Here is a 24,706-nt window from a genome sequence, read left to right as displayed (position 1 = left end):
CCGGACAAAAAGGACTTCAGGAGCATACACATGTCCGATAAACATCTGTCGAGCCAGTTCGACGCCGACCTCAACGCGGTGTCGTCGAAAGTGCTGGAAATGGGCGGTCTGGTCGAATCGCAGATCATCTCCGCGATGCAGGCGCTCAACGAATTCGATATCGGCGTCGCGGATCAGGTGATCGCCGCCGAAGTGCGTCTGAACATGATGGAAGTCGAGATCGACGAAGAGTGCAGCAACATCATCGCGCGCCGTCAGCCGGCTGCACGCGATCTGCGTCTGCTCATGGCGATCTCGAAGACCATCACTAATCTCGAACGCGCCGGCGACGAAGCCGAGAAGATCGCCAAGCGCGTGAAGCGCATCAACGAAGACGGCGCGGGCCGCACGGTGAACATCGCGGAAATCAAGCTCTCGGGCGAGATGGCGGTGTCGATCCTGCGCCGCGCGCTCGATGCCTTCGCGCGTCTGGACACGGTGGCCGCCGCGCAGATCGTGCGCGACGATAAAGCCATCGACGATGAATTCCGCGCCTTCGTGCGCAAGCTCGTGACCTACATGATGGAAGACCCGCGCACCATTTCGGCGGGCCTCGACTATCTGTTCATCGCGAAGGCGGTGGAGCGGATCGGCGACCATGCGAAGAACATCGCCGAGTTCATCATTTACATCGTGAAGGGCACGGACGTGCGGCACATTTCGCGCGACCAGCTCGAACGCGAAGCGCTCGGCTGATTGCTGCACTTTCAGCATCAAGCGCAAAACGTTTCACTATAAGCCCAAGGTCAAGAGGTGCCGATGCCCAGCAGTATTCTCGTCATCGAAGACGAACCCGCTATCTCCGAACTGATCTCGGTGAACTTGCAACACGCGGGACATTGCCCCATTCGCGCGTATAACGCCGAACAGGCGCAAAACCTGATCAGCGATGTGCTGCCCGATCTCGTGCTGCTCGACTGGATGCTGCCCGGCAAGTCGGGTGTGGCGTTCGCGCGCGAGTTGCGCAACAACGAACGCACGCGGCATATCCCGATCATCATGCTGACGGCGCGCGGCGACGAGCAGGACAAGGTGCTCGGCCTCGAAATCGGCGCGGACGATTACGTGACCAAGCCGTTTTCGCCGAAGGAACTGATGGCGCGCATCAAGGCGGTATTGCGCCGCCGTGCGCCGCAGTTGACCGAAGACGTGGTGGCGATCAACGGCTTGCGGCTCGATCCGGCGACGCATCGCGTGGCGGCGAGTCATTCGGGCAACGACATCAAGCTCGATCTCGGTCCGACCGAGTTCCGTCTCCTGCACTTTTTCATGACGCATCCGGAGCGCGTGCACAGCCGCACGCAGTTGCTGGATCAGGTGTGGGGCGATCATGTGTTCGTCGAAGAGCGCACGGTCGATGTGCATATCAAGCGTCTGCGCGCCGCACTGAAGCCCGCAGGCTGCGATGCTATGATCGAAACGGTCCGCGGCAGTGGTTATCGGCTGGCGAAGAGTGCTTGAAGAGGTTTGAGATAGGTTCGGTTTACTGGAGTCATCGCGTTAGTTCAAGCGTTGCTTGCATGACCTTACGCTAGACATTGCCGCATCAACCCGACGAACCCTACGCAACATGAATATCATCTGGACGCGGTCGATCGTGTCCCTCGCGCTGCTCGCCGTGCTATGCGCCGCGATCGGTGCGCTTGTCGGCGTGCGCACCGCGCTTGGATTCGCGGTGTTCATGCTCGTTTTGCAAAGCTTCTTTTCTACCTATCACACTCAGCGTCTGTGGCGTTTGCTCGAAGCGCCGGTTTATGGCGAGGTGCCGAGCGCGCTTGGTATCTGGGGTGAAATCTATTATCGGCTGCATAAGCTTGCCAAGCGTTGGCATGCGCAAGTGCGTCAGGTCGAGCAACAGCATTCGCGTTTCATTCAGGCCATTCAGGCGTCGCCGAATGGCGTGGCGATGCTGGACGATCACGATCAGATCGAGTGGTGCAATGCCATCGCCGAGAAACATTTCGGGCTCGATGCCAAGCGCGATCTTCGTCAGCACATCACTCATCTGGTGCGGCAGCCGGATTTCATTCGGTATCTGAATTCGCATCATTACGAAGAGATGCTCATCATGCGTGGCATGGGGGCGAACCGTCAGCGTTCGATCTCCGTGCAGGTTTTTCCTTATGGGGATAATCGAAAGCTCATTCTCACGCAGGATATTACGGAGCTTGAGCGCACGGATTCGATGCGGCGGGATTTCGTGGCGAATGTCTCGCATGAGTTGAAGACGCCGTTGACCGTGCTTTCCGGGTTCCTCGAAACCATGCGCGATTTGCCGCTCGATGAGGCCGATCGCTTGCGGTATTACGACATGATGGAGCAGCAGGCGCTACGCATGCAGAACATCGTGAGGGATTTGCTGGTGCTCGCGAATCTCGAAGGCGATATGCGGCCGCCGGGGGATGAGTTGCTCGATATGCGTGCTGTCCTTCGGCATCTTGAGGATGATGCTAACTCGTTGTCGGGGGGGAGGCATCGGATCGCTTTTCATAACGATGATTCTTTGACCGTGGCGGGGGTTGAGACTGAGGTTATGAGTGCGCTTGGGAATCTCGTTAATAACGCTGTGCGGTATACGCCTGATGGCGGGGCTATTGATGTGTCCTGGCAGCGCGCTGGAGAGCGGGCGGTCTTTACGGTCAAGGATAGTGGGTTCGGGATTCCCGCTGAACATATTCCTCGGTTGACCGAACGGTTTTATCGGGTGGATCGGAGTCGGTCGAGGGATACCGGCGGGACTGGGTTGGGGTTGGCTATCGTCAAGCACGTTTTGCAACGGCATCATGCGGAGCTTGATGTGAAAAGTGAAGTGGGGAGGGGGAGTACGTTTATTGTGCGGTTTCCGGCGTCTAGGACTGCTGCTCGGAGGTCGTTGGCGGCGTAGTTTTGTTTGGGGTGGTGTCGTGCAAGGGGCTGCTGTTGTTTGTGTCTTTATTGCAGTAGCCGCCTCCCCGGCGGGGGGGTAACTTTCTTTGCTGCTGCAAAGAAAGTCACCAAAGAAAGCAGCTTTTTACCCCATGCACGATGGCTGGAAAGGGTTGGTCTGGATTAATGGATGCAGTGGCCGCAATAGGACTTGCCACGTTTAACGGCCGCTTAGGCAACCTCGCGATTACACGCTCCAAAAATCTTCTCTCAGTGGACCGCATTCATTCCTTCGGCCAAGCGCTACGCGCGCCGAGAACTTCAGAACGGAATCCCGCAGCGTGCACGTGCCCAGCCACCCCACGCGCCATCGCTGTATTGTTATTCGGCCCTACGTTCGTTAGTGCTCCGACTAAAAGGCAATCGCTACCGTGACACCACGGCCCACGCGGGTTGAGCCTTGGCGCTTGCGTGACAGCCGCGCGTTTCGCGAAGGCACTAACCAAGGTAGGGCCGAATAGCAATCTTGCGGGGAGGTGTGAGGTGGCTGGGCGCTTATAGGCTGCGGGATTCCGTTCTCAAGCTCTCGGCGCGCGCAGCGCATGGCCGAATGAATGAGCGCGGTCCACTAACACCAAAAGATTCGAGCGCGTAATCGTTAGGTTGCCTACGCGCTTAACGAAACGTGGGACATCCTAACGCGGCCACTGCATCGTTAATCCAGACCAACACTCTCCAGCCAGCGTGCATGGTGTAAAAAGCTGCTTTCTTTGGTGACTTTCTTTGCAGCAGCAAAGAAAGTTACCCCCCCGCCGGGGAGGCGGCTACTGAATAAACAGCCCAAAAAACAGAAGCCCCTTCCACGACAACCAACCAACCCAAGCAAAACCTCAAGAGCAAAACTTAGCCAACAGTCCTAATTGCGCATTCCGAATAGCGCGCCCCGAGCGCCTCTTCCGATAATGCCCATCACTCTGCATGACCCACGCCGACTGATTATCCCCAAGACAAACCGAAAGCCCTTCAGCGATAACCCTTCTCTTGAGCCTCCGATCGCGAATCGGAAACGCCACCTCAACCCGTCGAAAGAAATTCCGATCCATCCAATCCGCGCTGGAGAGGAACACATCCTCCTTCCCATTAGCGTAGAAATAGAAAATCCGATGATGCTCCAGGAACCTTCCAACAATCGACCGAACGGTAATGTTCTCCGATAGATCCTCAACTCCGGGTTTAAGCGAACAAACCCCCCGGACGATCAAATCAATCTTCACCCCCGCCCGCGAAGCCTCATAAAGCGCGGCAATCACCGTAGGCTCGAGCAACGCATTCATCTTGGCCACAATCCGCGCCCGCCGACCCTCACGCGCATGATCGGCCTCGCGGCGAATGGCATCGATCAACTTGGCATGCAGCGTGAACGGCGACTGCCACAGCAGATGCAACGGAATCTCACCGCCGATCCCCGTGAGCTGCTGAAACACATGATGCACGTCCTCGCACATCTGCTGATCCGCGGTCATGAGACCGAAGTCGGTATAAAGCCGAGCCGTGCGCGGATGGTAATTCCCGGTCCCAAGATGCGCATACCGCTTGAGCACCATCTTCCCGCCTTGCGAAACCCGCCTGACGATCAGCATCATCTTCGCGTGGCACTTGTGGCCCACCACGCCATACACCACATGCGCGCCCACCGCCTCGAGCTGAGAAGCCCAGTTGATATTGGTCTCCTCATCAAAGCGAGCAAGCAACTCGACAACAACAGTCACTTCCTTGCCATTGCGCGCCGCCTGCATGAGCGCATCCATCAACGGCGAATCGGTGCCCGTGCGATAGATGGTCTGCTTGATCGCAACAACCTGCGGATCTTTCGCCGCCTGCAAGAGCAACTCGAGCACCGGCTGAAAGCTCTCGTACGGGTGATGCAGCAGGATATCGCCCTGATCGATGGCATCGAAGAGATTGGTGGTATTGGCGATGGCCTTCGGCACGGACGGAATATGCGGCACGAACTTGAGATCAGGCCGATCCACCATCTCCGGCAACTGCATGAGCCGCACGAGATTCACCGGCCCATTCACGCGATAGCAATCCTTGTCGCTCAACTGGCTCTCGTCGAGCAGACGGCGAATCATGTGCGGCGGCGTCTCCGATGACACTTCGAGCCGCACCGCATTACCCAGATGCCGCGCGGGCAATTCACCCTGCAACGCCACGCGCAGGTTCGTGATTTCATCCTCATCGACGAACAGTTCGCTATTGCGCGTGATGCGAAACTGATTGCAGTTCCTCACCATGAGATGCGGGAACAACTCGTTCACGAAGTGCTGCATGAACGACGACAACAACACGAACCCATGCGGATAACCCGACAGCGCTTCCGGCATGCGCACGAGCCGCGGCAACGCACGCGGCGCCTGCACGATGCCCATCATCGCCTGACGGCCGAACGCATCGGTGCCTTCGAGTTCGACCACGAAGTTCAGGCTCTTGTTGAGCACGCGCGGAAACGGATGCGCAGGATCGAGCCCGATCGGCGTCAACACCGGCAGCAGTTCGTTCAGGAAGTACTCGCGCGCCCAGGCGGTCTGCTGCTCGCTCCAGCTTTCCGCGCCGTGAAAGTAGATGCCTTCCATCTCCAGCGCGGGCAACACGATGTCATGCAGCATCGCGTATTGCTGATGCACGAGACGTTGCGCGCGTTCGGAAACGAGGTCGTACACGTGTTGCAGCGACATGCCATCCGGTGAAAGCGAGCCGGGGTTGTCGCGCATCTGCTCCTGAAGGCCCGCCATGCGGACCTCGAAGAATTCGTCGAGATTGGAGCTGGTGATGCAGATGAAGCGAAGGCGTTCCAACAACGGCACCGATGTATCGGCGGCCTGAGCGAGCACGCGCTCGTTGAAACCAAGAATGCCCAGTTCGCGATTGAAAAGCGGGTAGCGTATGGACATCGGGGGCGGGGAATAGATCTCTATAGGACAGGGACGAAAACTCTCGGATGTTCTCACAGTATGATGTACTTTTTATGACACAACGTATGACACAAATTCTACTCACATTGCAGGTAGCGTCGCTAGCGCGCGCCGTGCGTGTGGAAGAAAGTCTGTCGGCAGTCGGCTTAGAATAGAATTCGTGCGCTGCAACAGCAGCCTCATCCACCTCACGATTCCTGGATCTCCGATGGTCACTCATCCCCACTTGCTCGCAGCGGTAGACCTCGGATCGAACAGCTTCCGGCTGATCGTCGGTCGAGTCGAGGAAACGCCTGCCGGTAGTCAGATTTATCAGGTCGATGCACTGCGCGAACCGGTCCGGCTCGGCGGCGGTCTGTCGAAGGACAAGATGCTCGACCGCGCCTCGCAGGTGCGCGGGCTGGAAGCGCTCAAGCGCTTCGGCGAACGGCTGCGCGACTTCCATCCCGAACAGGTGCGCGCGGTCGCCACCAACACGCTGCGCGTGGCGAAGAACGCGCACGACTTCATCGTCGAGGCGGAAGCGGCGCTCGGGTTTCCCATCGAAGTCATCGCGGGGCGCGAGGAAGCGCGTCTGATCTACGCGGGCGCGGCGCATTCGGTGCCGGCGAGCGCGGGCAAGCGGCTCGTGGTGGATATCGGTGGCGGCTCGACGGAGTTCATCATCGGCTCGCATTACACGCCGATTCACATGGAAAGCCTGTATATCGGCTGCGTGAGTCATAGCCGCCAGTTCTTCCCGGCAGGCAACGTCGATGAATACACCATGCGTCAGGCCGAACTCGCGGCCAAGCGCGAAATCCAGATCATCTCGCGCGAATACAAGCAGACCGGCTGGGATCAGGCGATCGGTTCATCGGGCACGGCGCGCGCGCTCGCCGAACTGATCGAAGCGAACGATTTCAACGATCCGGGCATCACGCACGGCATTTCGCGTGGCGGGCTGGAACGGCTGAAACGCGCGGTCATCAAGGCGGAAAACGTCAATCGGCTGAAGCTCATCGCGCTCAAGCCCGACCGCATTCCGGTGCTCGCGGGCGGTCTGTCGATCATGCTCGGCGTGTTTGAGGAACTGGGCGTCGATTACGCCGATACGACCGATGCCGCGCTGCGTCTGGGCGTGCTCTACGATCTGCTCGGACGTTCGCAGCATCAGGACATGCGCACGGTGACGGTGGAAGGTTTCAAGCGCCGTTATGCCGTGGATGCCGCGCAGGCCGACCGCGTCGGCGAACTGGCGATCAGCTTCTACGATCAACTCGAAGAAGAGGACGAAGACTTGCGTCAGGAAAACCGCATGTTCCTCGCGTGGGCTTCGTCGCTGCATGAGATTGGCCTGTCAATCGCGCATAGCGCGTATCACAAGCATTCGGCGTATATCGCGAGCAACGCGGACATGCCGGGCTTTTCGCGCACGGATCAGGCGCGGCTCGCGGCGCTCGTGCTCGGTCACGCGGGCAAGCTCGGCAAGCTGGCGCAGGCGCGCGACATCGACTGGAAATTGTTGTTCTGTTTGCGGCTGGCGTGGCTGCTGTCGCGGCGTCGCGTGGATGTCGGTTTGCCCGGCATCGAGGTGAGGGAAGTGGCGGGCGGCTTCGAAGTGCGTCTGCCCAACGAATGGGTCGCGAGCAATCCGCTCACCGATTACAGCCTCGTGCAGGAATCGATGGAGTGGGAGAAGATCGGCCGGCCCTATCGCGTGATTTATACGGACGACTGATCTTTTCCCGATGCTTTCCCCGATGACTCAACGCGCCGTCATTTCGCCCATGAAGTGACGCGCGTATCGTGCGTTGATGTCCGACAGACGAAACAGCGTGAGAAAGTCCGCCGTGTTGAAATCCGGGTCCCATGCAGGCGCACCGCAAATCTTCGCGCCCAGACGCAGATAGCCTTTGACGAGCGGCGGCGGGCTGACTTCCACGCCCGTGCGCAGTTCTTCCACCGGCAGCGGCGTATGCGCGAACGCGCGATATTCCGGCGCCGTCAACGCGCTCGCAGCCAGCGAGCAATACAGATTGGCCGCGTAATGGCCGCCATCGACCATGCCGACGCTCGCGCAGCCGAGCATGGTTTCGTAGCCGTTCTGCATCATGTAGGTGGCGAGTCCACCCCACAGCGACATGATCACCGCGCCGTTCCGATAATCCGGATGCACGCACGAACGGCCGACTTCCACGAGCTTGGGACGCAGATGCGTGAGGCGCGAGACATCGAACTCGCTCTCCGCATACAACCGGCCGATGCGCGCGGCCTGATGCGGCGGCAGCACGCGATACGTGCCGACCACTTTCAGCGTGTCGAGATCGCGCACGAGCAGGTGATCGCAGAAGGCATCGAAGGCATCGACATCGAGTCCGGCGGGGCCGGAGAGGCGCGCGCCCATTTCTTCGGAGAACACACGATAGCGCAGACGTTGCGCTTCGCGAACCGCATCTTCCGAACGCGCCCACGAAACCTGAAGGCGATGCTGCTCTGTGACGGTTTCCGAATTGCGCGGGAGCTTGCGGCGCGAATCGAGCGTGCGCGATGACGCTCCGAGTTGCGGGACAGGCGTCGGACGATCTTGCATGGGCGTTCCTCGGCGAACTTAAGCGGGTGGCTTGAATTTCCGCCAGAGTAGTAACGCCGGGTGACGCTCGCATGGCATGGCAATGACGTTTCGATGAAACGACATTCGCATGAACGTGCGCTGACGCCTGCTTTCACCTCTTTAAGCTGCTCAAAGCATGTCGGGATTGATGACCGCGCGCAGCACCACTTGCCCGTCGCCATTGCGTGCGCGCTGCTGGAACCACCAGACGCCCGACTTCTTGATCGACCATTCGGCTTGCTGTCCGGTCATCAGCAACGACGCGACGCGCCCAAGCGTCGGTTGATGCCCGATTACAACAATCGTCTCCGCGATGCCTTCCGGCCAGCCCACTGCATCGAGCACGGTCTGCGCGCTTGAGCCGGGCGCGAGATCGTCGACGACGCTGTAACGGTCGCCGAACGCCTCGGCGGTTTGGATCGTGCGCGTGGCGGGGCTGGCGAGGATCATCGCGTCATCGTCGATGCGCGCCTTCAGCCACTTCGCGATGCCTTGCGCCTGTTTGCGTCCGCGCGGCGTGAGCTGGCGGGCGAGATCGCTCGCGGCCTGATCTTCCGCTTCGGCGTGACGCCAGAGAATGAGGTTCATCGAATGTCTCCTTGGATGATGCGGCGGACGACGTCCACACAGGCTTTCGGGGCAACAATCGTGCCCTTCACCAAGATATTTAGCAAAGACATTTGCGGCAATGAACATGACACGCTACAATCCGTGGCTCGACGGAGCGTAGCGCAGCCTGGTAGCGCATCTGATTTGGGATCAGAGGGTCGAAGGTTCGAATCCTTTCGCTCCGACCACGATACATGAAGGGGTTACAAGTTCAGGCTTGTAACCCCTTTGTCGTTTTCCAGGTTCCCAAGCTCAGGAAGGACAAGGACTCTCATGCCGCGTATCGTCGTTTCGCTCGTACTTGCAGCTTCCTTCACGTTGGCGCTCGCCGCGTGTTCCGCCGAATCGCCCAGCCAGAAACATCCGCCGCAAGATCCGCCCGACTACAAGGGCGTGCCGACCGACATGACGCCGCCGTCCATGGATACGCCGCCGTCTTCGAAGCCTCAATAAAGCCTCGATAAAAAGGCGAAGCCCCGATGCGGGCACACCGGGGCTTCTGACCCGCGCACACTGTTCGCGCAGAGAAAAACGCGGGCTGGCGACATTCTAGAAAGCACGCCGAACGATTGCTGTGTGCGCTTGTATCGGACCGTAACCGCTTGCAAGCCATCACGCACACAAACCTACGCGTGCATGGCACGCCAACCGTTTGCGCGGTAAAAATGTCGATCGGTCACGAATACTTGACCAAATAATGCTGCGGGCATTTGAGCGCATTTATTTCCGCCAGCGTATGATCCGATGACTTCATTGCAAAATGTCATCGTCATGGCTCTGCTGCTGGTTTTTGCCGCCGTCGCACCGCTCGCCATCGGATCGCTCGTGGCGTTCGCGGCGCATATCGATCCGCTGTCCGGGCACTGGAAAGCGCGCCGCGCGAAGCATCATCAAGCGAGCAGCCTGGACGATGCCGCGCTTACTGCTTGCAGCGGATCACCATCGACCGGTTCTTGACGTTCGCGCCGAAGATTCCACCCACCGAACCGCCCGCCGTCGCGCCGTTGTCGGTGTCCTTCGACACCACTTCGTAGCCGTACGCGCCGCACATCTCGCCTGCTTGTTTGTAGCACGCCGCCCAGCTCGTGCTGGCATCCGCGCCGCTGCAATTGATCGCAAAGCCCGTGTCGCCCGAAGGCAGGTAGGTCATGGTCGGGCCGTGCGCGCAGCCGGCCAGTGTCACGCTCAATGTCACGCCCAGCGCCGCGAGCAATGCGGCGGGTTTGATCCTCTTCATCGATAAATCCTCGTAGTCTTTTTTGGCCTTCTGTGTCCGGCGTTCAGCGTGCCGGCAGATAGCGCGCCGGGTCCGTCGAGCGGCCCAGATATCGCACTTCGAAGTGCAGCATGGTGCGATCGCTGTCGGTGTCGCCCATTTCGGCGATCTGTTGTCCTTGCCGGACCTGCTGGCCTTCTTTCACCAGCAGCACGCGGTTGTGTGCGTAGGCGGTGAGATAGTCGTCGTTGTGCTTAAGGATCAGCATGTTGCCGTAGCCGCGCAGGCCGTTGCCCGCGTACACCACGTTGCCCGCCGCCGCCGCGACGACCGGCGTGCCCGCCGCATTGCCGATGTCGATGCCCTTCGAGTTCTTGCCATCGAAGCCACGGATCACGCTGCCCTGCGCGGGCCAGACGAGCGACACGCCCGGTCCTGCCTTGGTTTGCGCGAGCGTGTCGGCGCTGGCGTCGCTCTTGGCGGTATTACCCGGCGTGGCAACAGTCGCCGTTCCCGCCGGCGGCGCGATACGCAGCACTTGCCCGACTTCGATCGCATCGGGATTGGCGAGCGTGTTCCATCGCTTGATATTGGCGACCGACGTGCCCTTGTCGCGCGCGATCTTGCTCAACGTGTCGCCACGCTCGACGCGATAGAAGCCCGGACCGACCGGAGCCGAGCCGCATGCCACCAATGTCGTGACCACGCACGCCGTCAACGTGGCGGCGAGAAGCTTTTTAAATCCTGTGTGCAAAACCAAAACCTGACCTCGCAAAGCGCCGCCGCGCAAGAGGGCGCGCGGCGGATCGAAAGGCGCGATTTTACCGGGTTGAACTTCGTCGTACAAAAGACCTCGATAACGCACGGTTCAATCGAGCGGTGTGACGACGAGCCTGAGCGATGCCGTCTCCGTCTTGCCCGGCGCGAGCCAGCGCAGACCGCGCCCGTTGTGGATGGCATCCGGCAGGCCGATCCACGGCTCCACGCAATAGAAGTCCGCCGTATCCGATTCGGTCCACGTGGTGACGGCGTACCACGGCACCGAATCCGGCTGATGCAATTCGAAGCTGATCGTGCGCTTCAGCCCCGGCAGATTCAGCCGCACCGGCTGGTCCGACGGTCCCGTGAAGCAATGGAAAACATCCACGATGCTTTTGTCGCCGAGCGAATAGCGCGGCTTGCCGGGCGTCGCTTCGCTGATCGCGCCATCGGGCAGTTGATGCCGTTCTTCCGTGCGCGGAAACTCCACGCTGCTCTCGGCGCGCTGCTCATGCGGCAGATGAAAATAAAAGTGATGCCCCGCGTAATAGGGCAGCGCGACTTCGCCCGGATTCGACGTGGTGAGTTCCACTTCGAGCGTGTTCGCATCGACGATGCGGTACGCCGCCTCGAAGCGAAACGCGAACGGATAGCCGGAACGCGTGGCATCGCTATCGACGAGCGTCATGCGCAGGCCGTGGCCGTCGGCATCGCGCGTGGACGAGAAGGGCAGATTGCGCGCGAAGCCGTGCGTCGCGAGATCGTGGACCACGCCTTCCGGATCGCGCCATTTGTTGATCTCGCCGTTCACGAAATGGCGGCCGAGAAACGGGAACAGCAGCGGATTGCCACCGCGAATCTTGGGCGCGTTGGCCCACGCGGCAGGGTCGAGCGGGTCCGGCCAGTGGATGACCGGCTGGCCGCCCACGCGCCACGACATGAGCCGTCCGCCTTCGGCAGGCGCGAGCTGGATCGCCGCGCCGTCGCGCTCGATTTCGATGATCTCGGGTTCGGATGACATGTTGGCTCGCCGTGTCGGTTGAATCGTTGAGTGAAATGGGCCGGCGGATTGCACACCGGACGCGACGATTCTGCCTGTGTTTTGAGTACGGAGAAACCCTTTGCGGGAAATCGCGACTGACGCCAGGAAGGGTGATGTGTTGTTATACGGTTCCAATGTGAGGAAGCAGACGGACAGGAGTCACCATGGACTTGGCGATGGCAATGGGTGTGTTGATGTTCGGCCTGTTCGGCGCGAGCACGGCTATTTTCCTGTACAAGCTCAAGGGCTGAGCGCAAAGCGGCTTTCTTAGTCGTTCGTTAGTGCCGTCTTAGCGAAGACTTTCCCCGAGCCTCCCTTCCGCCGACGATCTGCTTTCGTACACCTTTCTTGCGCGATTCGATGCGCATATCGCTTGGCGCTCGATAACCGGCTAGGCATAATCGGTCCGTTTCGCGCGCCGTATTCTCGTATCAATTCCCCGTTCCCATCCTTCCGGTTGCGATCTTCGCGATGTTTGCGAACTGCGGGGCACGGCGCGTCCATCCTCTCTTTTCACAAAGGACCGACGCGTGACTCTCTGGTTTCTCGTTTTCTTGAGCGTGCTGCAAGGCGTGACCGAACTCTTTCCGGTCAGCAGTCTCGGCCATACGTTGCTGGTGCCGGGGCTCATCGGCATGCATATCGACAAACATGCGCCGCAATTGCTGCCGTTTCTCGTGGCGCTGCATCTCGGCACGGCGCTCGCGCTGCTCTGGTATTTCCGCACGCGCTGGGTCGCGCTGATTCGCGGCTTCTTCGCCTCGCTCGGCGGTCGCCGCAACGACGATGGCCATATGATGTGGGCGCTCATCATCGGTACGATTCCGACGGGTATCGTCGGTCTCGTGCTCGAAAAGCGGCTCGAAGCGTTGTTTCATGATTTGCGGATCGTCGCGGCTGCGCTGATCGTCAATGGCGTGCTCTTGTGGTTCGGCGACCGCCTGCAAAAGCGCCGCGCGATGCAGGCGCCCGACAAGCTCACGTTCAAGCAGGCGTTTCTGGTGGGTCTGGCGCAGATCGGCGCGCTGATTCCGGGCTTCTCGCGCAGCGGTCTCACGATGATCGCGGGCGTCGGCGCGGGGTTGACGGCGGAAGCGGCGGCGGAGTTTTCGTTCTTGCTCGGCACTCCGATCATCTTCGCGGCGGGCGTGCTGGAACTGCCGAAGCTCTTTCACGCACCGTCGCAACTCGCCGATGCCTTGCTCGGCGGTGTGCTGACCGGCATCGCCGCTTATCTGAGCGTGCGTTTCCTGATGCGTTACTTCGAAGGCCACGGCAAGCTGGCGTCGTTCGGTGTGTACTGCGTGATCGCGGGGATTTTCTTCCTCGGCTGGTTCATGACGCATCCGCAGCCGCTTTGACGATGCAAGGCCGCGCGTTCTGGCGGATGAGGTAAAATCCCGCTCTCTTTGCCGGGCACGTGCTTGTGCTCGTGCTCGTGCAGAAACACCCGCCCTTAGCTCAGCTGGATAGAGCAACGGCCTTCTAAGCCGTAGGTCACACGTTCGAGTCGTGTAGGGCGGGCCAAGTGGGACAAGGAAAAAGCCCGGTCGGTGTGACTGGGCTTTTTGCGTTATGGGCTTCGTGTTGGCTCATGAGGAGATGAGCGTTTGAATGAAATTTGGCCTGTGTCGCGTCGATGCAATATCGGGTAGCGCAATAGTTATAGGTCAAGAGAAATTCTCGCCTTACTGTAATGATGCAGCATGCTTTAGTTTGATTAGCTCGCTGTCATCCAAAGCTCGAAACTCTCCGTCAAGTTCGGTGTGGCACAAGAATCGAGTGCCTTTATATGTTGCCGCGTACACGCCGCCTGACATCTGTTTTGGATCAAAAAGGTTCGGAGGATCGGAAAAGCAACCGTCCAACCCACACCAGCTGATCTCCGCTCCAGAGTCCACGAAAAACAACAATGTTCTTTGTGTCGCCGCCTTCCAATCCTCCGGATAGGCTGAAAATTTCAGATCCCACAGCCATACAACCCAGCTATCCCCATGTAACTTATGTTTTTTAACCTCAGTATTTTTGGGCCAAAGGAACAAAGGAAAGTCAGGCGAACTATATGCAATATCTTTCTTTAGAAGATAAAAAGTTTGTCCGCCTACTTCGCCAACGACACTGTCCCAATAAATTCCCAGTACCTGTTTCGTTTTCATAGTGTGATTCCCCAATTTGTTGCTTGCGCAGGACTTGGAATGACGGCCGTGGCGATTTGCCCTTGATTTGGCCCAGTTTTATAAACCATGATCGCAACTGTTTGTCCGTCGACAATACCAGAAAAACCTTTTACAGCATTTCCATCCCTTAAAACATGCTCGAATGTTTCAGCAGGATTTTCCAATATAGACACCGCTAAAGCTTTGAATGCAGCAGCGGTACTTTTATTCCAATTAGGAAGAACGCCGGCGTCGATCAAATGGCGAGCTGCATGCTGATTACGCGAGCCGTTTGAGAGGGCGCTTTCTCCTGCACCTTCAGCAAATCCAATGACATTTCCACAGCTTAATCCAAGCGGATCAGCCCATCCCAAACTGCTTGGTGCAAATTGATACGGATTGAGTCCACCAGCAAGTCCGATCGGATCTTGAGATATAAACGAGCCCGTACTCGGATCAAAGTACCGATGGCGGTTGTAATGCAGGTTTGACTCCGCATCGTAATACTGGCCTTGCAGCCGAATGGGCTGATCGATCCCATGTGCCTTTACGTGATCGACCGCACCCGTCACACCATAACGCGCTTCCCAAACAATGCTTCCATCGCCCGTGCGCAATCTCACTGGCGCACCATTGACGTCGTTCTGGTAATAGTACAAGTGCGCAGGCGGTGTCGGTACAGAAGCGGCGCCCGTAGCCGCATCAACCAACGCCACTTGCATCACCAACGGCACAAAGCTATCCGCATGGTACGCATAAAACCGCCCCTGCTGATTCGACAACGTACGCCGCACTTCACCCGCCATCGCATCGCCGTCCCACAGGAACCACGTCTGGGACCCATCATCGCGATGCGTCATGCCAACGTATTCCACCCCCGCCGCCAGCTTGCCGATGCGCCGCCCAAGCGCGTCATAGCGATACGCCCACCGCTCATTCTGCGTGTTCTCGAAGCGCGCGAGCCGCCCGAACGCATCCCACTCGAAACGTTGCACGCCGAGTTGTGCACCGTACCGCCCGATCAGTTGCCCGGCCGCGTCGAGCCGCCAGCGCGTGCCATTATCGTGTTGCAACTGGCGTCGGCCTTGGTCGATGTGCTGACCGATGAAGCGGTCGCCTTGCTTGTCGTACACGAAGTGCCGCAGGCGTTCGCCCGGATCGGTGTGCGCGATGATGCGCCCCAGCGGATCGTAGCGGTACTGATCGATTCCGAGCCGCGAATCGTCGCGCAGCGTGAGGTTGCCCAGCACGTCATAGCGGTAGGAAACCTGATCGATCGACTGCGCCCCGCGCATCGTCGTCTGACGCGCGAGCCGCCCCGCGCGATCGTATTCGTAAAGCTGCTCCAGCTCGCCGGTGAAGCTCACGCGGCTCAGACGTCCGGCCCGGTCGCGCGTGAAGCGGATCGGCGCCCGATCGTCGATCTGCAGAGATTGCGGCTGGTTCAGCGCATCGTAGCCATAGGTCAGCTTCTGCTCGAAGGCTGAGCCCGCGCCCGCTTGCATCGTGCGATGTTGCGTGGCGAGCCGTCCGGCTTCGTCATATGCATAATCGATCGCACCGCACAGCGTGGGCTGCTGCTGCGTCTCGCGCGTGAGCCTGCCATCGGCGTCGTAAATGCGACTGACCGTGCTGTGCGCGTTCGTCGCCTGCGTGAGTTGGCCCTTGCGGTTGTAGACGTAGCGTTCCTCATCGCCCGCCTGCGTGGTTCGACTGACGATGCGTCCCAGCGGATCGCACTGAACGGCCAGCGCCTGTCCCAACGGATCGAGCGTGCGCGTCAGATGCCCGGCGGGATCGTACGCGTAGTGCCGCGATTGCCCCCAGTAATCGACTTCTTCGATCAGCCGTCCGCTCGCGTCCCGTCTGAGCTGCCACGTTTGCCCGAGCGGATTGCTCACGCCGACGAGTTGTTCCTCGGTGTTGTAGTGATAGCGCGTGATGCTGCCCGGCGGCGTATTCGAAGGTGCCATCCGCGTCGGTGCGCGTATGTAACCGGCCCTGTCCGAAGTAGGTGAAGGAGGTGACCAGATCGCCGACATCATTCTGTTCGTAGCGCACGAGCGGGTGACGGTGGCCTTGTGCATCGTGCAGCGTGATGTTGCCCAGACATCCGCGAACGCTGCCGTGCCCGCCATGCACGACACGGCCCGTCGCCCGATCGCCCGCATACTCGACCAGCCGCATCAACGCCGAGGAGGATGCCGCTTGCCATTCGATGCGCCACGCGTTGCCGTTCAGATCGTTGAACCGGTCGGGCCAGAGCGCCAATGGCCGGTTCAGAGGTGCCGCGCAGGCGCGCTCCCGCCACTGATCGGACAAGGGGAAACGATATTCGACCCCTTCGCGCGTGCGCACGATCAGGCATTCGCGATCGAGATAGAGCGCATGACCACCGATACTTTCGATGATGCGCGCATCCCACCCTTGAGCGGACGGCATCTGATCGAAGGCAACGAGCTTGTCCGCAAACCAGACGATGCCGCCGATCTCATCGTCGTGTTCGAACAGTTCGAGGCGGATATCCGCGGGCGTGCGCCAGCCATGTCCGGCTGCGCCCGCCTGCATGTCGTGGCTGGCGTAATAGCGGTTCCACACGAGCGGCAGGCGTCCGCTCACGGTGAAATCGTGTTGCTCGACGATGACTTCGCCGGTCACGCCATCGACAGGCTCACCGAAGAACCATTGCGAGGCTTTCTTGACGAACTTGCCCCACCAGCCGTCGCCCATGCGATCCTGAATCGCCTTCGAGAGCTTGCAGAACTTCGGCTCGCGTTTCATGGCATGCGCTTTGGCCTTCTGCATGGCCATGCCCGCGAGCGCGGTGATGCTCGGCACGGGCGCACCGCCCACCAGAACCGGACGCCCGGCGGGAATGGGCAGCATCGTCGAGGTCGGCAGCGAGGCGGATTCGCGTTGGGTGTGCTCGCTGTTATGCGCGAACGATGCCATGCCCGCGAACCAGCAACTCAGCGCGGGCAGCACCGCGTAGGACATCGGATCGCCGTTGGCGCGCACGGACAGGCTGCCGAGGAACGATTCGCTGTTGCCGGCGGGCCTGGGCGCATCGGGGCCGGTGAAGACGCCGGGGAGGATCGGGAAGTGCAGACCGGGCAAATGCATGGTCTGCGTGCCGGCGGTGGTGCGCATCAGTCCGTTGACCCAGATCGGCCCGCCACCGCCGCCCGCGGCCATCATGACGCCCATGGCCGCTGCGCCGGCCGCCGCCGCGCCGACACTGCGCATGCCCATCTTGACGATGGAGCCGACCTGCATCGCCATCATGCCCATCGAGACCATGCTGCCCACGCCTTCGGGCAGCATGCTCAGATACTCCATCGGATCGAGCACCAGTCCGACGTGCGGATGCGGCAGGACCACCGGCGGCGCACCGACGGGCTGGATCATATGAGCGTCGACGCCGATGACCGGCGTGATGTGCGTGACCGCGAGCAAACCCATTACGCTCGCCCTTCGGTCTCTTGCGGTTGCGCCGCATGTGGCATTCGGTCGATGTACTGCCGTGTCACTTCTTCGGCGGGGAGTGGCCGGAGAGTGTCGGGCCAGTCCTCGCCATAGAGGGCGGCGAGGCGTGAGGTCAATTCGCTGCGCTGCTTATGAAATAGGCCGATACGTTTGAGCAGGCTGTGCGCGACGATTTGCAGGTTGCTGTTGGCGCGCAGTGGCACGGGAATCAAATGGCCCGCATCCAGCGCACGAAGGCCGGTATCGATGGCGCGTTCCTCTGCGCGCAACTGTGCGGAACACTCGCTGCACATGCGCCAGCCTTCGACCGCGAGCAAGCCATCCCGATCCGCTTCGGCCAGTCGCGCGGCTTGTTCGTAGCGATTGGCGGCGCTGCGATAGTCGGCTTGCATCCAGTAGACGGACGCTTCGCCAAACAGACCGTTGATGGTCAGCTTGTTGCCCGCAGGATGCTGAGTCTGGATTGCTTGCTCGCCGGCACGCGTCGCTGCCTCATAGGCAGATAAGGCGAGTTGCGGTGAATTCCACTTCAAGTAGGCCGCGCCCGCGATCAGATGAACGACCACGCTCTGATCGAACCATGCGTGAGCGTGAGTGATCGCCAGCGCTTGCGAGCGCAGTGCTTCGAGTTGCGAAGGCGTGCCGTTTTCCATGACGCCGCTCATCGCGACGAACATGCGGCGAAAGTCCGCTTCGGGTCCGCGTTGATCGGATTCGGCCACCAGTTCGCGCGGCAGCGCTTCCATGTGATAGCGACCGTGCAGTACTCTGATTTGATGGGCGCGCCGCTTCGTGAGCCACGGCAAGGGCTCAGGGTTCGTGCCGGTCAGCACGATACGCAGGCGGCGTGATTGCCACGCATCGCGTTCGAGGCAATCGAGCAGGGCATCGAGCCAGCGCTCGAAAGCGGAGGGCTTGCGGATCGGCTCGGGTTCGAGGATCAGCACGAGTTGCGGGAATACGTCCGGGTGATGATGCACAAGGCTATGCGTCAGCCTGAGCAGGTAAGACGTAGCGCCTTCGTTGCGGTCTCGCGCGGGCGATATCCAGTCCGCTCTGACGCCGTGCGCTTCCGAAGCTTCCTTGCCGTTCTCGTACCAGGCAGTGACTTCAGCGGCCAGGTCGGTGGCGTACTGGTCGGCATTGTCAAAACTGGATTGCAGACGCAGCACCGCGCTCGACAACGTGTCTTGTCGTTGAATGTAGGCCGCAAGGATGCGTTGATCGGCTTCGCTTGTTTGCCAATAAAGCAGATTGGCGTGCTCATTGTTGGCAAAAGTCATCCAGTCATCGTGAACGGCCATGAAGCGGCGTTCGACCGGATTGGTGGGAAGCCAGTTACCCATGAATTGCGTTCGCTTCTGAAAATATCGTAGGCCGAATTTTTAAGCCATTAACGAAGCGAAAGCAAAGCGAGTAATCCTAAAAGTGAGCGGCTTTTGCTTGTTGATTGTGATGAGTGTGATTGCTTATTGTCAGGGATTTTGAGTCTTGGATTTATGGTTTTCTGGGAGATGGGTTTGGCGGTTTCTCTTTTTGGGTCAGGACGTTATGATCTAGGGGTTGCTCTGCGCATGCGGAGATAGACCATCGGCGAGCGTGAAGCCGATCAGCGAGTTGTCGGTTGCTCTGCGCATGCGGAGATAGACCGCTACCCAAACTGTTCGCTCCGAGAGCCATCCGGGTTCCTCTGCGCATGCGGAGATAGACCCAAGGTCGCCTCAGGCATGGCGATGCATAAAAAGGTTCCTCTGCGCATGCGGAGATAGACCCGTCTCGACACGCGTGCGGCTGTATGCAGCCGTGGTTCCTCTGCGCATGCGGAGATAGACCCGGCGGATCCGACCGAGGAAATGGCGACTGAGTGGTTCCTCTGCGCATGCGGAGATAGACCTCCTTCAGTACGGTGAGTGAAGACATCGAGTTGGGTTCCTCTGCGCATGCGGAGATAGACCGGTCATGATGGCTTTGATCGGAGGCGCGACATTGGTTCCTCTGCGCATGCGGAGATAGACCGGTCATGATAGCTTTGATCGGAGGCACGACATTGGTTCCTTTGCGCATGCGGAGATAGACCGGCGCAGACGAGGCTGAAGGAAGTGGCGATGCAGGTTCCTCCGCGCATGCGGAGATAGACCGAATGTATGGCGCTTCAGATGATCTTCTACAGAGGTTCCTCCGCGCATGCGGAGATAGACCCGACGCGCCGGTCCATTCGTAGACATCGGGCACGGTTCCTCCGCGCATGCGGAGATAGACCGACTGGAAGGAGGCGCAGGACATCGCCTTTGAGGGTTCCTCCGCGCATGCAGAGATAGACCTCAGACGTACCGCTTTAAAGGTCTGCAATCGGGGGTTTCTCCGCGCATGCGGAGATAGACCGGACGGGTACGGCTGGACTGCTGATCCGCGTCGGGTTCCTCCGCGCATGCGGAGATAGACCGGGATGCTCGACTTTACGAAAGCGAACAATGAGGGTTGCTCCGCGCATGCGGAGATAGACCCACCTATTGCGAGAGAGAAATGAGCGAGATCACGGTTCCTCTGCGCATGCGGAGATAGACCCGGCTCGATGTCGGCCGCGTATCAAGACGCGAAGGTTCCTCCGCGCATGCGGAGATAGACCCACGATCGACGCATATCATCAACAATGCAGGCTTAAGCTTTGTTTGTTGGCGGGAAGATCAAGCGTCACTCGAAACGACGACATCTCATCCAACCTTCTCCGATGAGTCGAGTACCGGCTCAATTCATACGAATACTCACCAAGCCTTCTATTCTTCCAAAACCAACTCAAGGCCCCGGCCGCTCCACCACCTCACCCACCCCGCGCACCACCACCACATCCTCCACCACATCCTCCACCCCCACCACCCGCCACTCCGTCTGTCCAATCCTGATGCTGTCGGCAGGCCTCAACGCCGCCACATTCAAAAGCCGCGCCCCATTCAGATACGTCCCACCCCGCGACCCCAAATCACTCAAATACAGCACGCCCGACTCGAACCGAATATTCGCATGCCTACGCGATACCGAATCGTCACGCACGACGAGATCCCCGGCATCATCGGAACCGATGCGAACGTTCGGCTTTTCAATCGCGTATCGAACAGGCGCGCGCAGTGGCGCTTCACTGACGAGCACAGCAGCAGGACGGCCCGAAGCAGGCGGCGGAAACTGCGCAAAAATCGGCTCAGGCTGTCGGGCTACCGGTTGCGGCGACCAATCGGAACGCGGCGCGTCGGCCGGTTCTTGCGGTTGTTGCGGCTTGCCTCGAAACCGATAGGCGACCACCGAAAGCACGATCGCCAGTCCAACCAACGCGGAGAAGCCGAAGCGAGCAAGCGGATGATGGTGAACGCGCACGATGCCAGCGTTCACAGCACTCCCGCCCGCGCCCGACGCAGCCGCGCCGGCCCTCGCATAAATCGGCTGCACCGCGCGCACGATCATGCGCGTGACGTCCGGCTGAAGCATCGTCGCGGCATGCGAATCGACGCACGCCACGACGAGCACGCTCGCCGCGAACACGCGCAACGCAGAGGTCAATCGTCGGACAGGCAAGATGCCTCCGCTCTCGATCGGGTGCGGACGAGCCGGACGCATCGTGCGCCGGCTGAGCTTCGGCATGTGCAACAACGCACGAACGCTGGGTCAAATGGTCGACGCGAGATATTAGGGGAAACTAAGTATTTTCGATGCGCGTATCGCGTGCCCGACCTGCCTGCCTTCGTTTAGTCATAGCTCATGCCGCGCGAATCTTGCCGACATTGATCCGTCCATCGCCGCCACGCGCATCGCACTCAGGAAAGAAAGGCAAAATCAGAGATTTGATCTGATCATTCCGCCAAGAAAGCGCTGCGCAGGTTGGCCCACTTCCTGCCCTATGTTCACCGATGCCTCCATCGGAGCGGTCCGTGAAGCCGCCTCTGGCAAGGCATCGGAAAAAATTAACCATCTCGTACAAGACAACGCTCGGCCCGGTTCCGGTGCATGAATGCGCCATCGTGACGCATTCATGCGCGAATCCGCCTCATCGAAAGGGATCACGCAACCAGTGAACAATCGAGCATACGAAACCAGTCCCGCGCAATGCTCGCTGTGGAATCGCAAGCAGACGCGCGTGCTGCCAGAGTCGCGGCGCGTGTTGATCGCGCTGACCGAGCGCGTGCTCGGCGCATCGCTCGTGTCGTTGTTCGAACTGAAGGGCTTTCCGTCGCGGCTCGCGGTGGATGTCGCATCGCTCAGGGACAATGTGACGGAGTGGCAACCGCACGTGCTCTTTCTCGACACACGTGTTGGCGGATGCAACAACTATCCGCTCGTGCGCGAATTGCGCGAAGAGAGCGACAAGGCCGGAAGATTAGTGATCGCGATGAGCGGATTCCTGCCGGAAGAACCCATCGCGATACTGAAGGACGCAGGCTACGACGGACATTGCAGGCGTCCATGTCCGGTCTGGCAAATGACGGACTTGCTCGACGAATACTTCGCGTCTCACGCGGTGAGGTGAGGGCGCGCACGCTTCGTTTCGTGTTGCTGCAAGGCGCGCGCGTAACCGTTCGGCCCAAAGGCGCAATTCAAGGCGATCATCGCGATGAGGCTGGCGGCAAGCATCGCCCATGACAATGTGAAGCCGCCGCTCATGTCGCGCACGAAGCCGGCTGCAACCGGGGCGAGCGCCGCGATCACGAAGCCCACGCCCTGCACGAACGCAACGAGTTTCGCGGCGAGCGCGTGGTCGTCGGCGTGATCGAGCGTCAGCACGAGCGTGAGGGCGAACACGCCGCCCAGCCCGCCGCCGAGCATCGCGACGGCGGCGATGGGCGCAGCAAGTGGCGCGAACAGCAGCAACGCAAAGCCCGCCAGTTGCGCAAGAAGCCCTAAGGCGATCCACGGACGACGATCCTTCGCATCGCCAAATAAATGTCCAAAGCGCGATGCTGCCATCGGCAACAACAACGCGGACGATGCCTGAAACACCGTGAGCAGGGCGAGCAACGCGCCGCTCGCCTTCACGCTCTGGCCGAGTTGCTGATAGTACGCGGGCAACCACGCGACGAGGCTCGTATAACCGCCGTTGACCAGCCCGAAGAAAATACCCAATGCCCACGCGCGGCGGTTCGTGAAAAGCGAAGGCGCGTTCGATGCATCGACGTGCGTCGATTTGCGTGTATCCGCACGCGTCAGCAGCAACCATGCGATAAGCGCCACGAGTGCGGGAATGGCCCATGCGGCAAGCCCCGTTTGCCACGTGGCACGCGTGGCGATGGCAGGCGTGATGCTCGCGCCGAGCCCGCCGCCCGCCATGATCGATGCGGAATACAAGCCCATTGCGAAGGGCAAACGCGCGGCGAAGCGCGTCTTCATCACGCCCGGCAAAAGCGCCTGAATGATGGCGACGCCGGTGCCCGCGACCGCCGCGCTCAGCACGAGCGCGATGGCATCACCAGCAAAGAGGCGACCGGCACACGCCGCCGCGATGGCCAGCAACCCGATGGCCACGCCGCGCGCTTCGCCGATGGCACGCGTCAACGCACTCGCGCCGAACGCGCACAGACCCATCGCGACGACCGGCAATCCGGTCAACATCGATGCCCCGCGATACGAAAGTCCCGTGTCACGCAGGATCACGCCCATCAACGGACTCACGGACGTGAGCAAAGGCCGCAGATTCAACCCGATCGCGACGATGGCCGCAAGCCAGACAACTTGTGTAGCGCGCGTGTTCATCGTGTGAAATCCGCCGGGATGATGACGCCATTCGCCATGACAAGCCGCCGTGGCGGACGCATTGCGACGGCATGCGCGATGCTGTCGGCATCCACGAGCACGAGGTCGGCACGCTGGCCCGGCGCGAGTCCATAACGCGCGAAGCCGCATGCTTTCGCGGCCTGCGTCGAGACGCATTCGAAGGCGGCGGCGAGATCGTCGTCGCGACGCAGGTCGTAGCGCATGGCGATCAGCATCGCGCGTTCGAGCATGTCGGGCGAGCCGAACGGCGTCCATGTATCGCGGATGCCGTCATTGCCGCCGAACAGCGTCACGCCCGCCGCGCGCGCTTCGCGAAACGGCGGCACCGCAACGGAAGCGGGCGCTGTCGTGAGCAACGCGACATCAAGCCGCGCGATGCGTTCGAGCAGCTTGCCGCGCCGCGCATCGGGCAATGCGCCGAGACAAAACGCATGGCTCACGACCACGCGCCCTTGATAACCGTGCGCCTGCACGCGGTCGAGCAGCAGATCGAACGTGAACGCGCCGAGTTCGCCCGGTTCGTGCAGATGCAGGTCGATCGGTTTCGCGTACTTCGCGGCGACCGCGAAAGTGATATCGAGCGAGGCGGCCGGATCGCCATCGATGGAAGCGGGATCGAGCGCGCCGAGCACATCCGCGCCATCCTGCAACGCGCGATCGAGCAGTGCGCGCGTGCCGGCGCGTTTCATCACGCCGGATTGCGGGAACGCGACGATCTGCATGTCCAGCACGTCGGCGAGTGCATCGCGCGTGGCGGCGACGCCTTCGAGATGGCGCAGGCCGGCATCGGTATCGATATCCACATGCGTGCGGATTCGCGTGGTGCCGCGCCGCAAAAATTCAAGCGCGAGCGCGCGTGAGGCGGTGGCGGCATCGTGACCGCTTTGCGCGCGCCAGCGCCGTTCGTTGTCGATACGATCGGTCAGCAGCGGCCCCACGGCATTGCGATACCACGGCATGCCCCACGTGGTTTTATCCAGATGCGTATGACCTTCGACGAAACCGGGCAGCAATAGCGCGCCCTTGGCGTCGATGACCGTATCGCCTGCGTCCGGCCTGCGTTCGCCGTGCGCGGTCACGCTGTCGATGATCGCGCCATCGATGCGCATATCCACGGATGCATTGCCGAACGGTCGTGCGTCGATGATCCAGACCGGTGGTTTCATGAGCTTGACTCCTCGGTTTTGGTTGACCATTCTAACAATCTTTGGT

20 protein-coding genes, 2 tRNA genes and 1 pseudogene are annotated in these 24,706 nt (G+C 60.4%); 10 read left to right on the top strand and 13 right to left on the bottom strand.

The window, feature by feature from the left end; all coding sequences use genetic code 11:
- Nucleotides 1-30 precede the first annotated feature (30 nt).
- The 3 genes from phoU (at nucleotide 31) to phoR (ending at nucleotide 2,923) form a co-directional block, all read left to right on the top strand.
- A complete protein-coding gene (gene phoU / locus ACZCWR_RS13775) occupies nucleotides 31-735 on the top strand; it encodes a phosphate signaling complex protein PhoU (protein ID WP_487301296.1) in 705 nt (234 codons plus the stop codon).
- Between the two features lie 63 nt (nucleotides 736-798).
- Complete coding sequence (phoB, locus tag ACZCWR_RS13770) at nucleotides 799-1,500, top strand: phosphate regulon transcriptional regulator PhoB (protein ID WP_487301295.1); 702 nt, start codon at nucleotides 799-801, stop codon at nucleotides 1,498-1,500.
- 109 nt (nucleotides 1,501-1,609) lie between these two features.
- Nucleotides 1,610-2,923, top strand: coding sequence for a phosphate regulon sensor histidine kinase PhoR (gene phoR, locus ACZCWR_RS13765; RefSeq protein WP_487301294.1), 1,314 nt, complete (start codon nucleotides 1,610-1,612; stop codon nucleotides 2,921-2,923).
- An 871-nt stretch (nucleotides 2,924-3,794) separates the two neighbouring features.
- On the opposite strand, the gene ppk1 is transcribed toward phoR, so the two are convergent.
- Nucleotides 3,795-5,858 carry a polyphosphate kinase 1 gene (gene ppk1 / locus ACZCWR_RS13760; protein WP_487301293.1) on the bottom strand — a complete coding sequence of 688 codons (2,064 nt, stop codon included), beginning with the start codon at nucleotides 5,856-5,858 and terminating at the stop codon, nucleotides 3,795-3,797.
- Nucleotides 5,859-6,087: 229 nt separating this feature from the next.
- Between ppk1 and ppx the strand changes: the two genes are divergently transcribed.
- On the top strand, nucleotides 6,088-7,599 hold the full coding sequence (gene ppx, locus ACZCWR_RS13755) for an exopolyphosphatase (RefSeq protein ID WP_487301292.1): 1,512 nt from the start codon (nucleotides 6,088-6,090) through the stop codon (nucleotides 7,597-7,599).
- Nucleotides 7,600-7,626: 27 nt separating this feature from the next.
- On the opposite strand, the gene ACZCWR_RS13750 is transcribed toward ppx, so the two are convergent.
- Together ACZCWR_RS13750 and ACZCWR_RS13745 are read right to left on the bottom strand one after the other, a co-directional pair.
- The gene (locus ACZCWR_RS13750; protein WP_487301291.1) at nucleotides 7,627-8,451 is read right to left on the bottom strand and encodes a GNAT family N-acetyltransferase; all 825 of its coding nucleotides are present in this window, start codon (nucleotides 8,449-8,451) and stop codon (nucleotides 7,627-7,629) included.
- Between the two features lie 150 nt (nucleotides 8,452-8,601).
- Entirely contained in the window at nucleotides 8,602-9,060 is a 459-nt protein-coding gene (locus tag ACZCWR_RS13745) for a SixA phosphatase family protein (protein WP_487301290.1), read from the bottom strand.
- A gap of 132 nt (nucleotides 9,061-9,192) precedes the next feature.
- Here ACZCWR_RS13745 and ACZCWR_RS13740 point away from each other — a divergent pair.
- The 3 genes from ACZCWR_RS13740 to ACZCWR_RS13730 all read left to right on the top strand — a co-directional run bounded on the left by ACZCWR_RS13740 (nucleotide 9,193) and on the right by ACZCWR_RS13730 (nucleotide 10,038).
- A tRNA-Pro gene (locus ACZCWR_RS13740) sits at nucleotides 9,193-9,269 on the top strand.
- 85 nt (nucleotides 9,270-9,354) lie between these two features.
- Nucleotides 9,355-9,534 carry a hypothetical protein gene (locus ACZCWR_RS13735; protein WP_487301289.1) on the top strand — a complete coding sequence of 60 codons (180 nt, stop codon included), beginning with the start codon at nucleotides 9,355-9,357 and terminating at the stop codon, nucleotides 9,532-9,534.
- Between the two features lie 291 nt (nucleotides 9,535-9,825).
- The gene (locus ACZCWR_RS13730; protein WP_487301288.1) at nucleotides 9,826-10,038 is read left to right on the top strand and encodes a hypothetical protein; all 213 of its coding nucleotides are present in this window, start codon (nucleotides 9,826-9,828) and stop codon (nucleotides 10,036-10,038) included.
- Here ACZCWR_RS13730 and ACZCWR_RS13725 read toward each other — a convergent pair.
- From ACZCWR_RS13725 to ACZCWR_RS13715, 3 genes are all read right to left on the bottom strand, one after another.
- Complete coding sequence (locus tag ACZCWR_RS13725; protein WP_487301287.1) at nucleotides 10,001-10,318, bottom strand: hypothetical protein; 318 nt, start codon at nucleotides 10,316-10,318, stop codon at nucleotides 10,001-10,003. The two genes, ACZCWR_RS13730 and ACZCWR_RS13725, sit on opposite strands and share 38 nt — an antisense overlap.
- Before the next feature lie 43 nt (nucleotides 10,319-10,361).
- On the bottom strand, nucleotides 10,362-11,051 hold the full coding sequence (locus ACZCWR_RS13720) for a peptidoglycan DD-metalloendopeptidase family protein (RefSeq protein ID WP_487301286.1): 690 nt from the start codon (nucleotides 11,049-11,051) through the stop codon (nucleotides 10,362-10,364).
- A 114-nt stretch (nucleotides 11,052-11,165) separates the two neighbouring features.
- Complete coding sequence (locus ACZCWR_RS13715) at nucleotides 11,166-12,077, bottom strand: aldose epimerase family protein (RefSeq protein WP_487301285.1); 912 nt, start codon at nucleotides 12,075-12,077, stop codon at nucleotides 11,166-11,168.
- A gap of 551 nt (nucleotides 12,078-12,628) precedes the next feature.
- Here ACZCWR_RS13715 and ACZCWR_RS13710 point away from each other — a divergent pair.
- Both ACZCWR_RS13710 and ACZCWR_RS13705 read left to right on the top strand, forming a co-directional pair.
- Nucleotides 12,629-13,459, top strand: coding sequence for an undecaprenyl-diphosphate phosphatase (locus ACZCWR_RS13710; protein WP_487301284.1), 831 nt, complete (start codon nucleotides 12,629-12,631; stop codon nucleotides 13,457-13,459).
- Nucleotides 13,460-13,548: 89 nt separating this feature from the next.
- A tRNA-Arg gene (locus tag ACZCWR_RS13705) sits at nucleotides 13,549-13,625 on the top strand.
- Nucleotides 13,626-13,786: 161 nt separating this feature from the next.
- Here the strand turns inward: ACZCWR_RS13705 and ACZCWR_RS13700 are convergent.
- From ACZCWR_RS13700 to ACZCWR_RS13680, 5 genes and pseudogenes are all read right to left on the bottom strand, one after another.
- The gene (locus ACZCWR_RS13700; RefSeq protein WP_487301283.1) at nucleotides 13,787-14,254 is read right to left on the bottom strand and encodes a hypothetical protein; all 468 of its coding nucleotides are present in this window, start codon (nucleotides 14,252-14,254) and stop codon (nucleotides 13,787-13,789) included.
- A complete protein-coding gene (locus ACZCWR_RS13695; RefSeq protein ID WP_487303327.1) occupies nucleotides 14,251-16,227 on the bottom strand; it encodes an RHS repeat-associated core domain-containing protein in 1,977 nt (658 codons plus the stop codon). The genes ACZCWR_RS13700 and ACZCWR_RS13695 overlap by 4 nt, the downstream gene beginning before the upstream one ends.
- A 511-nt stretch (nucleotides 16,228-16,738) precedes the next feature.
- Nucleotides 16,739-16,984: pseudogene (locus tag ACZCWR_RS13690) on the bottom strand (DUF6531 domain-containing protein); the annotation flags it as partial.
- A gap of 731 nt (nucleotides 16,985-17,715) precedes the next feature.
- A complete protein-coding gene (locus ACZCWR_RS13685; protein WP_487301282.1) occupies nucleotides 17,716-19,086 on the bottom strand; it encodes a hypothetical protein in 1,371 nt (456 codons plus the stop codon).
- A 1,447-nt stretch (nucleotides 19,087-20,533) separates the two neighbouring features.
- Nucleotides 20,534-21,304 carry an FHA domain-containing protein gene (locus tag ACZCWR_RS13680; RefSeq protein ID WP_487301281.1) on the bottom strand — a complete coding sequence of 257 codons (771 nt, stop codon included), beginning with the start codon at nucleotides 21,302-21,304 and terminating at the stop codon, nucleotides 20,534-20,536.
- Between the two features lie 493 nt (nucleotides 21,305-21,797).
- On the opposite strand from ACZCWR_RS13680, the gene ACZCWR_RS13675 reads away from it, so the two are divergent.
- The gene (locus ACZCWR_RS13675; RefSeq protein WP_487301280.1) at nucleotides 21,798-22,253 is read left to right on the top strand and encodes a histidine kinase; all 456 of its coding nucleotides are present in this window, start codon (nucleotides 21,798-21,800) and stop codon (nucleotides 22,251-22,253) included.
- Here the strand turns inward: ACZCWR_RS13675 and ACZCWR_RS13670 are convergent.
- Complete coding sequence (locus ACZCWR_RS13670; RefSeq protein ID WP_487301279.1) at nucleotides 22,238-23,473, bottom strand: cyanate transporter; 1,236 nt, start codon at nucleotides 23,471-23,473, stop codon at nucleotides 22,238-22,240. The genes ACZCWR_RS13675 and ACZCWR_RS13670 overlap by 16 nt on opposite strands.
- The gene (locus ACZCWR_RS13665) at nucleotides 23,470-24,660 is read right to left on the bottom strand and encodes an amidohydrolase family protein (RefSeq protein ID WP_487301278.1); all 1,191 of its coding nucleotides are present in this window, start codon (nucleotides 24,658-24,660) and stop codon (nucleotides 23,470-23,472) included. The genes ACZCWR_RS13670 and ACZCWR_RS13665 overlap by 4 nt, the downstream gene beginning before the upstream one ends.
- Nucleotides 24,661-24,706: the final 46 nt, after the last annotated feature.

This window comes from Caballeronia sp. A2-2, from assembly GCF_057612605.2.
Note: the sequence above shows the minus strand (reverse complement) of the source record. Positions and strands in the feature narration are given on the sequence as shown.

What these genes read in the sequence shown, in the direction of transcription:
- phoU (WP_487301296.1), top strand. Translation starts at nt 31, where the DNA reads ATGTCCGATAAACATCTGTCGAGCCAGTTCGACGCCGACCTCAACGCG.
- phoB (WP_487301295.1), top strand. Translation starts at nt 799, where the DNA reads ATGCCCAGCAGTATTCTCGTCATCGAAGACGAACCCGCTATCTCCGAA.
- phoR (WP_487301294.1), top strand. Translation starts at nt 1,610, where the DNA reads ATGAATATCATCTGGACGCGGTCGATCGTGTCCCTCGCGCTGCTCGCC.
- ppk1 (WP_487301293.1), bottom strand. Translation starts at nt 5,858, where the DNA reads ATGTCCATACGCTACCCGCTTTTCAATCGCGAACTGGGCATTCTTGGT.
- ppx (WP_487301292.1), top strand. Translation starts at nt 6,088, where the DNA reads ATGGTCACTCATCCCCACTTGCTCGCAGCGGTAGACCTCGGATCGAAC.
- ACZCWR_RS13750 (WP_487301291.1), bottom strand. Translation starts at nt 8,451, where the DNA reads ATGCAAGATCGTCCGACGCCTGTCCCGCAACTCGGAGCGTCATCGCGC.
- ACZCWR_RS13745 (WP_487301290.1), bottom strand. Translation starts at nt 9,060, where the DNA reads ATGAACCTCATTCTCTGGCGTCACGCCGAAGCGGAAGATCAGGCCGCG.
- ACZCWR_RS13735 (WP_487301289.1), top strand. Translation starts at nt 9,355, where the DNA reads ATGCCGCGTATCGTCGTTTCGCTCGTACTTGCAGCTTCCTTCACGTTG.
- ACZCWR_RS13730 (WP_487301288.1), top strand. Translation starts at nt 9,826, where the DNA reads ATGACTTCATTGCAAAATGTCATCGTCATGGCTCTGCTGCTGGTTTTT.
- ACZCWR_RS13725 (WP_487301287.1), bottom strand. Translation starts at nt 10,318, where the DNA reads ATGAAGAGGATCAAACCCGCCGCATTGCTCGCGGCGCTGGGCGTGACA.
- ACZCWR_RS13715 (WP_487301285.1), bottom strand. Translation starts at nt 12,077, where the DNA reads ATGTCATCCGAACCCGAGATCATCGAAATCGAGCGCGACGGCGCGGCG.
- ACZCWR_RS13700 (WP_487301283.1), bottom strand. Translation starts at nt 14,254, where the DNA reads ATGAAAACGAAACAGGTACTGGGAATTTATTGGGACAGTGTCGTTGGC.
- ACZCWR_RS13695 (WP_487303327.1), bottom strand. Translation starts at nt 16,227, where the DNA reads ATGGCACCTTCGAATACGCCGCCGGGCAGCATCACGCGCTATCACTAC.
- ACZCWR_RS13685 (WP_487301282.1), bottom strand. Translation starts at nt 19,086, where the DNA reads ATGGGTAACTGGCTTCCCACCAATCCGGTCGAACGCCGCTTCATGGCC.
- ACZCWR_RS13670 (WP_487301279.1), bottom strand. Translation starts at nt 23,473, where the DNA reads ATGAACACGCGCGCTACACAAGTTGTCTGGCTTGCGGCCATCGTCGCG.
- ACZCWR_RS13665 (WP_487301278.1), bottom strand. Translation starts at nt 24,660, where the DNA reads ATGAAACCACCGGTCTGGATCATCGACGCACGACCGTTCGGCAATGCA.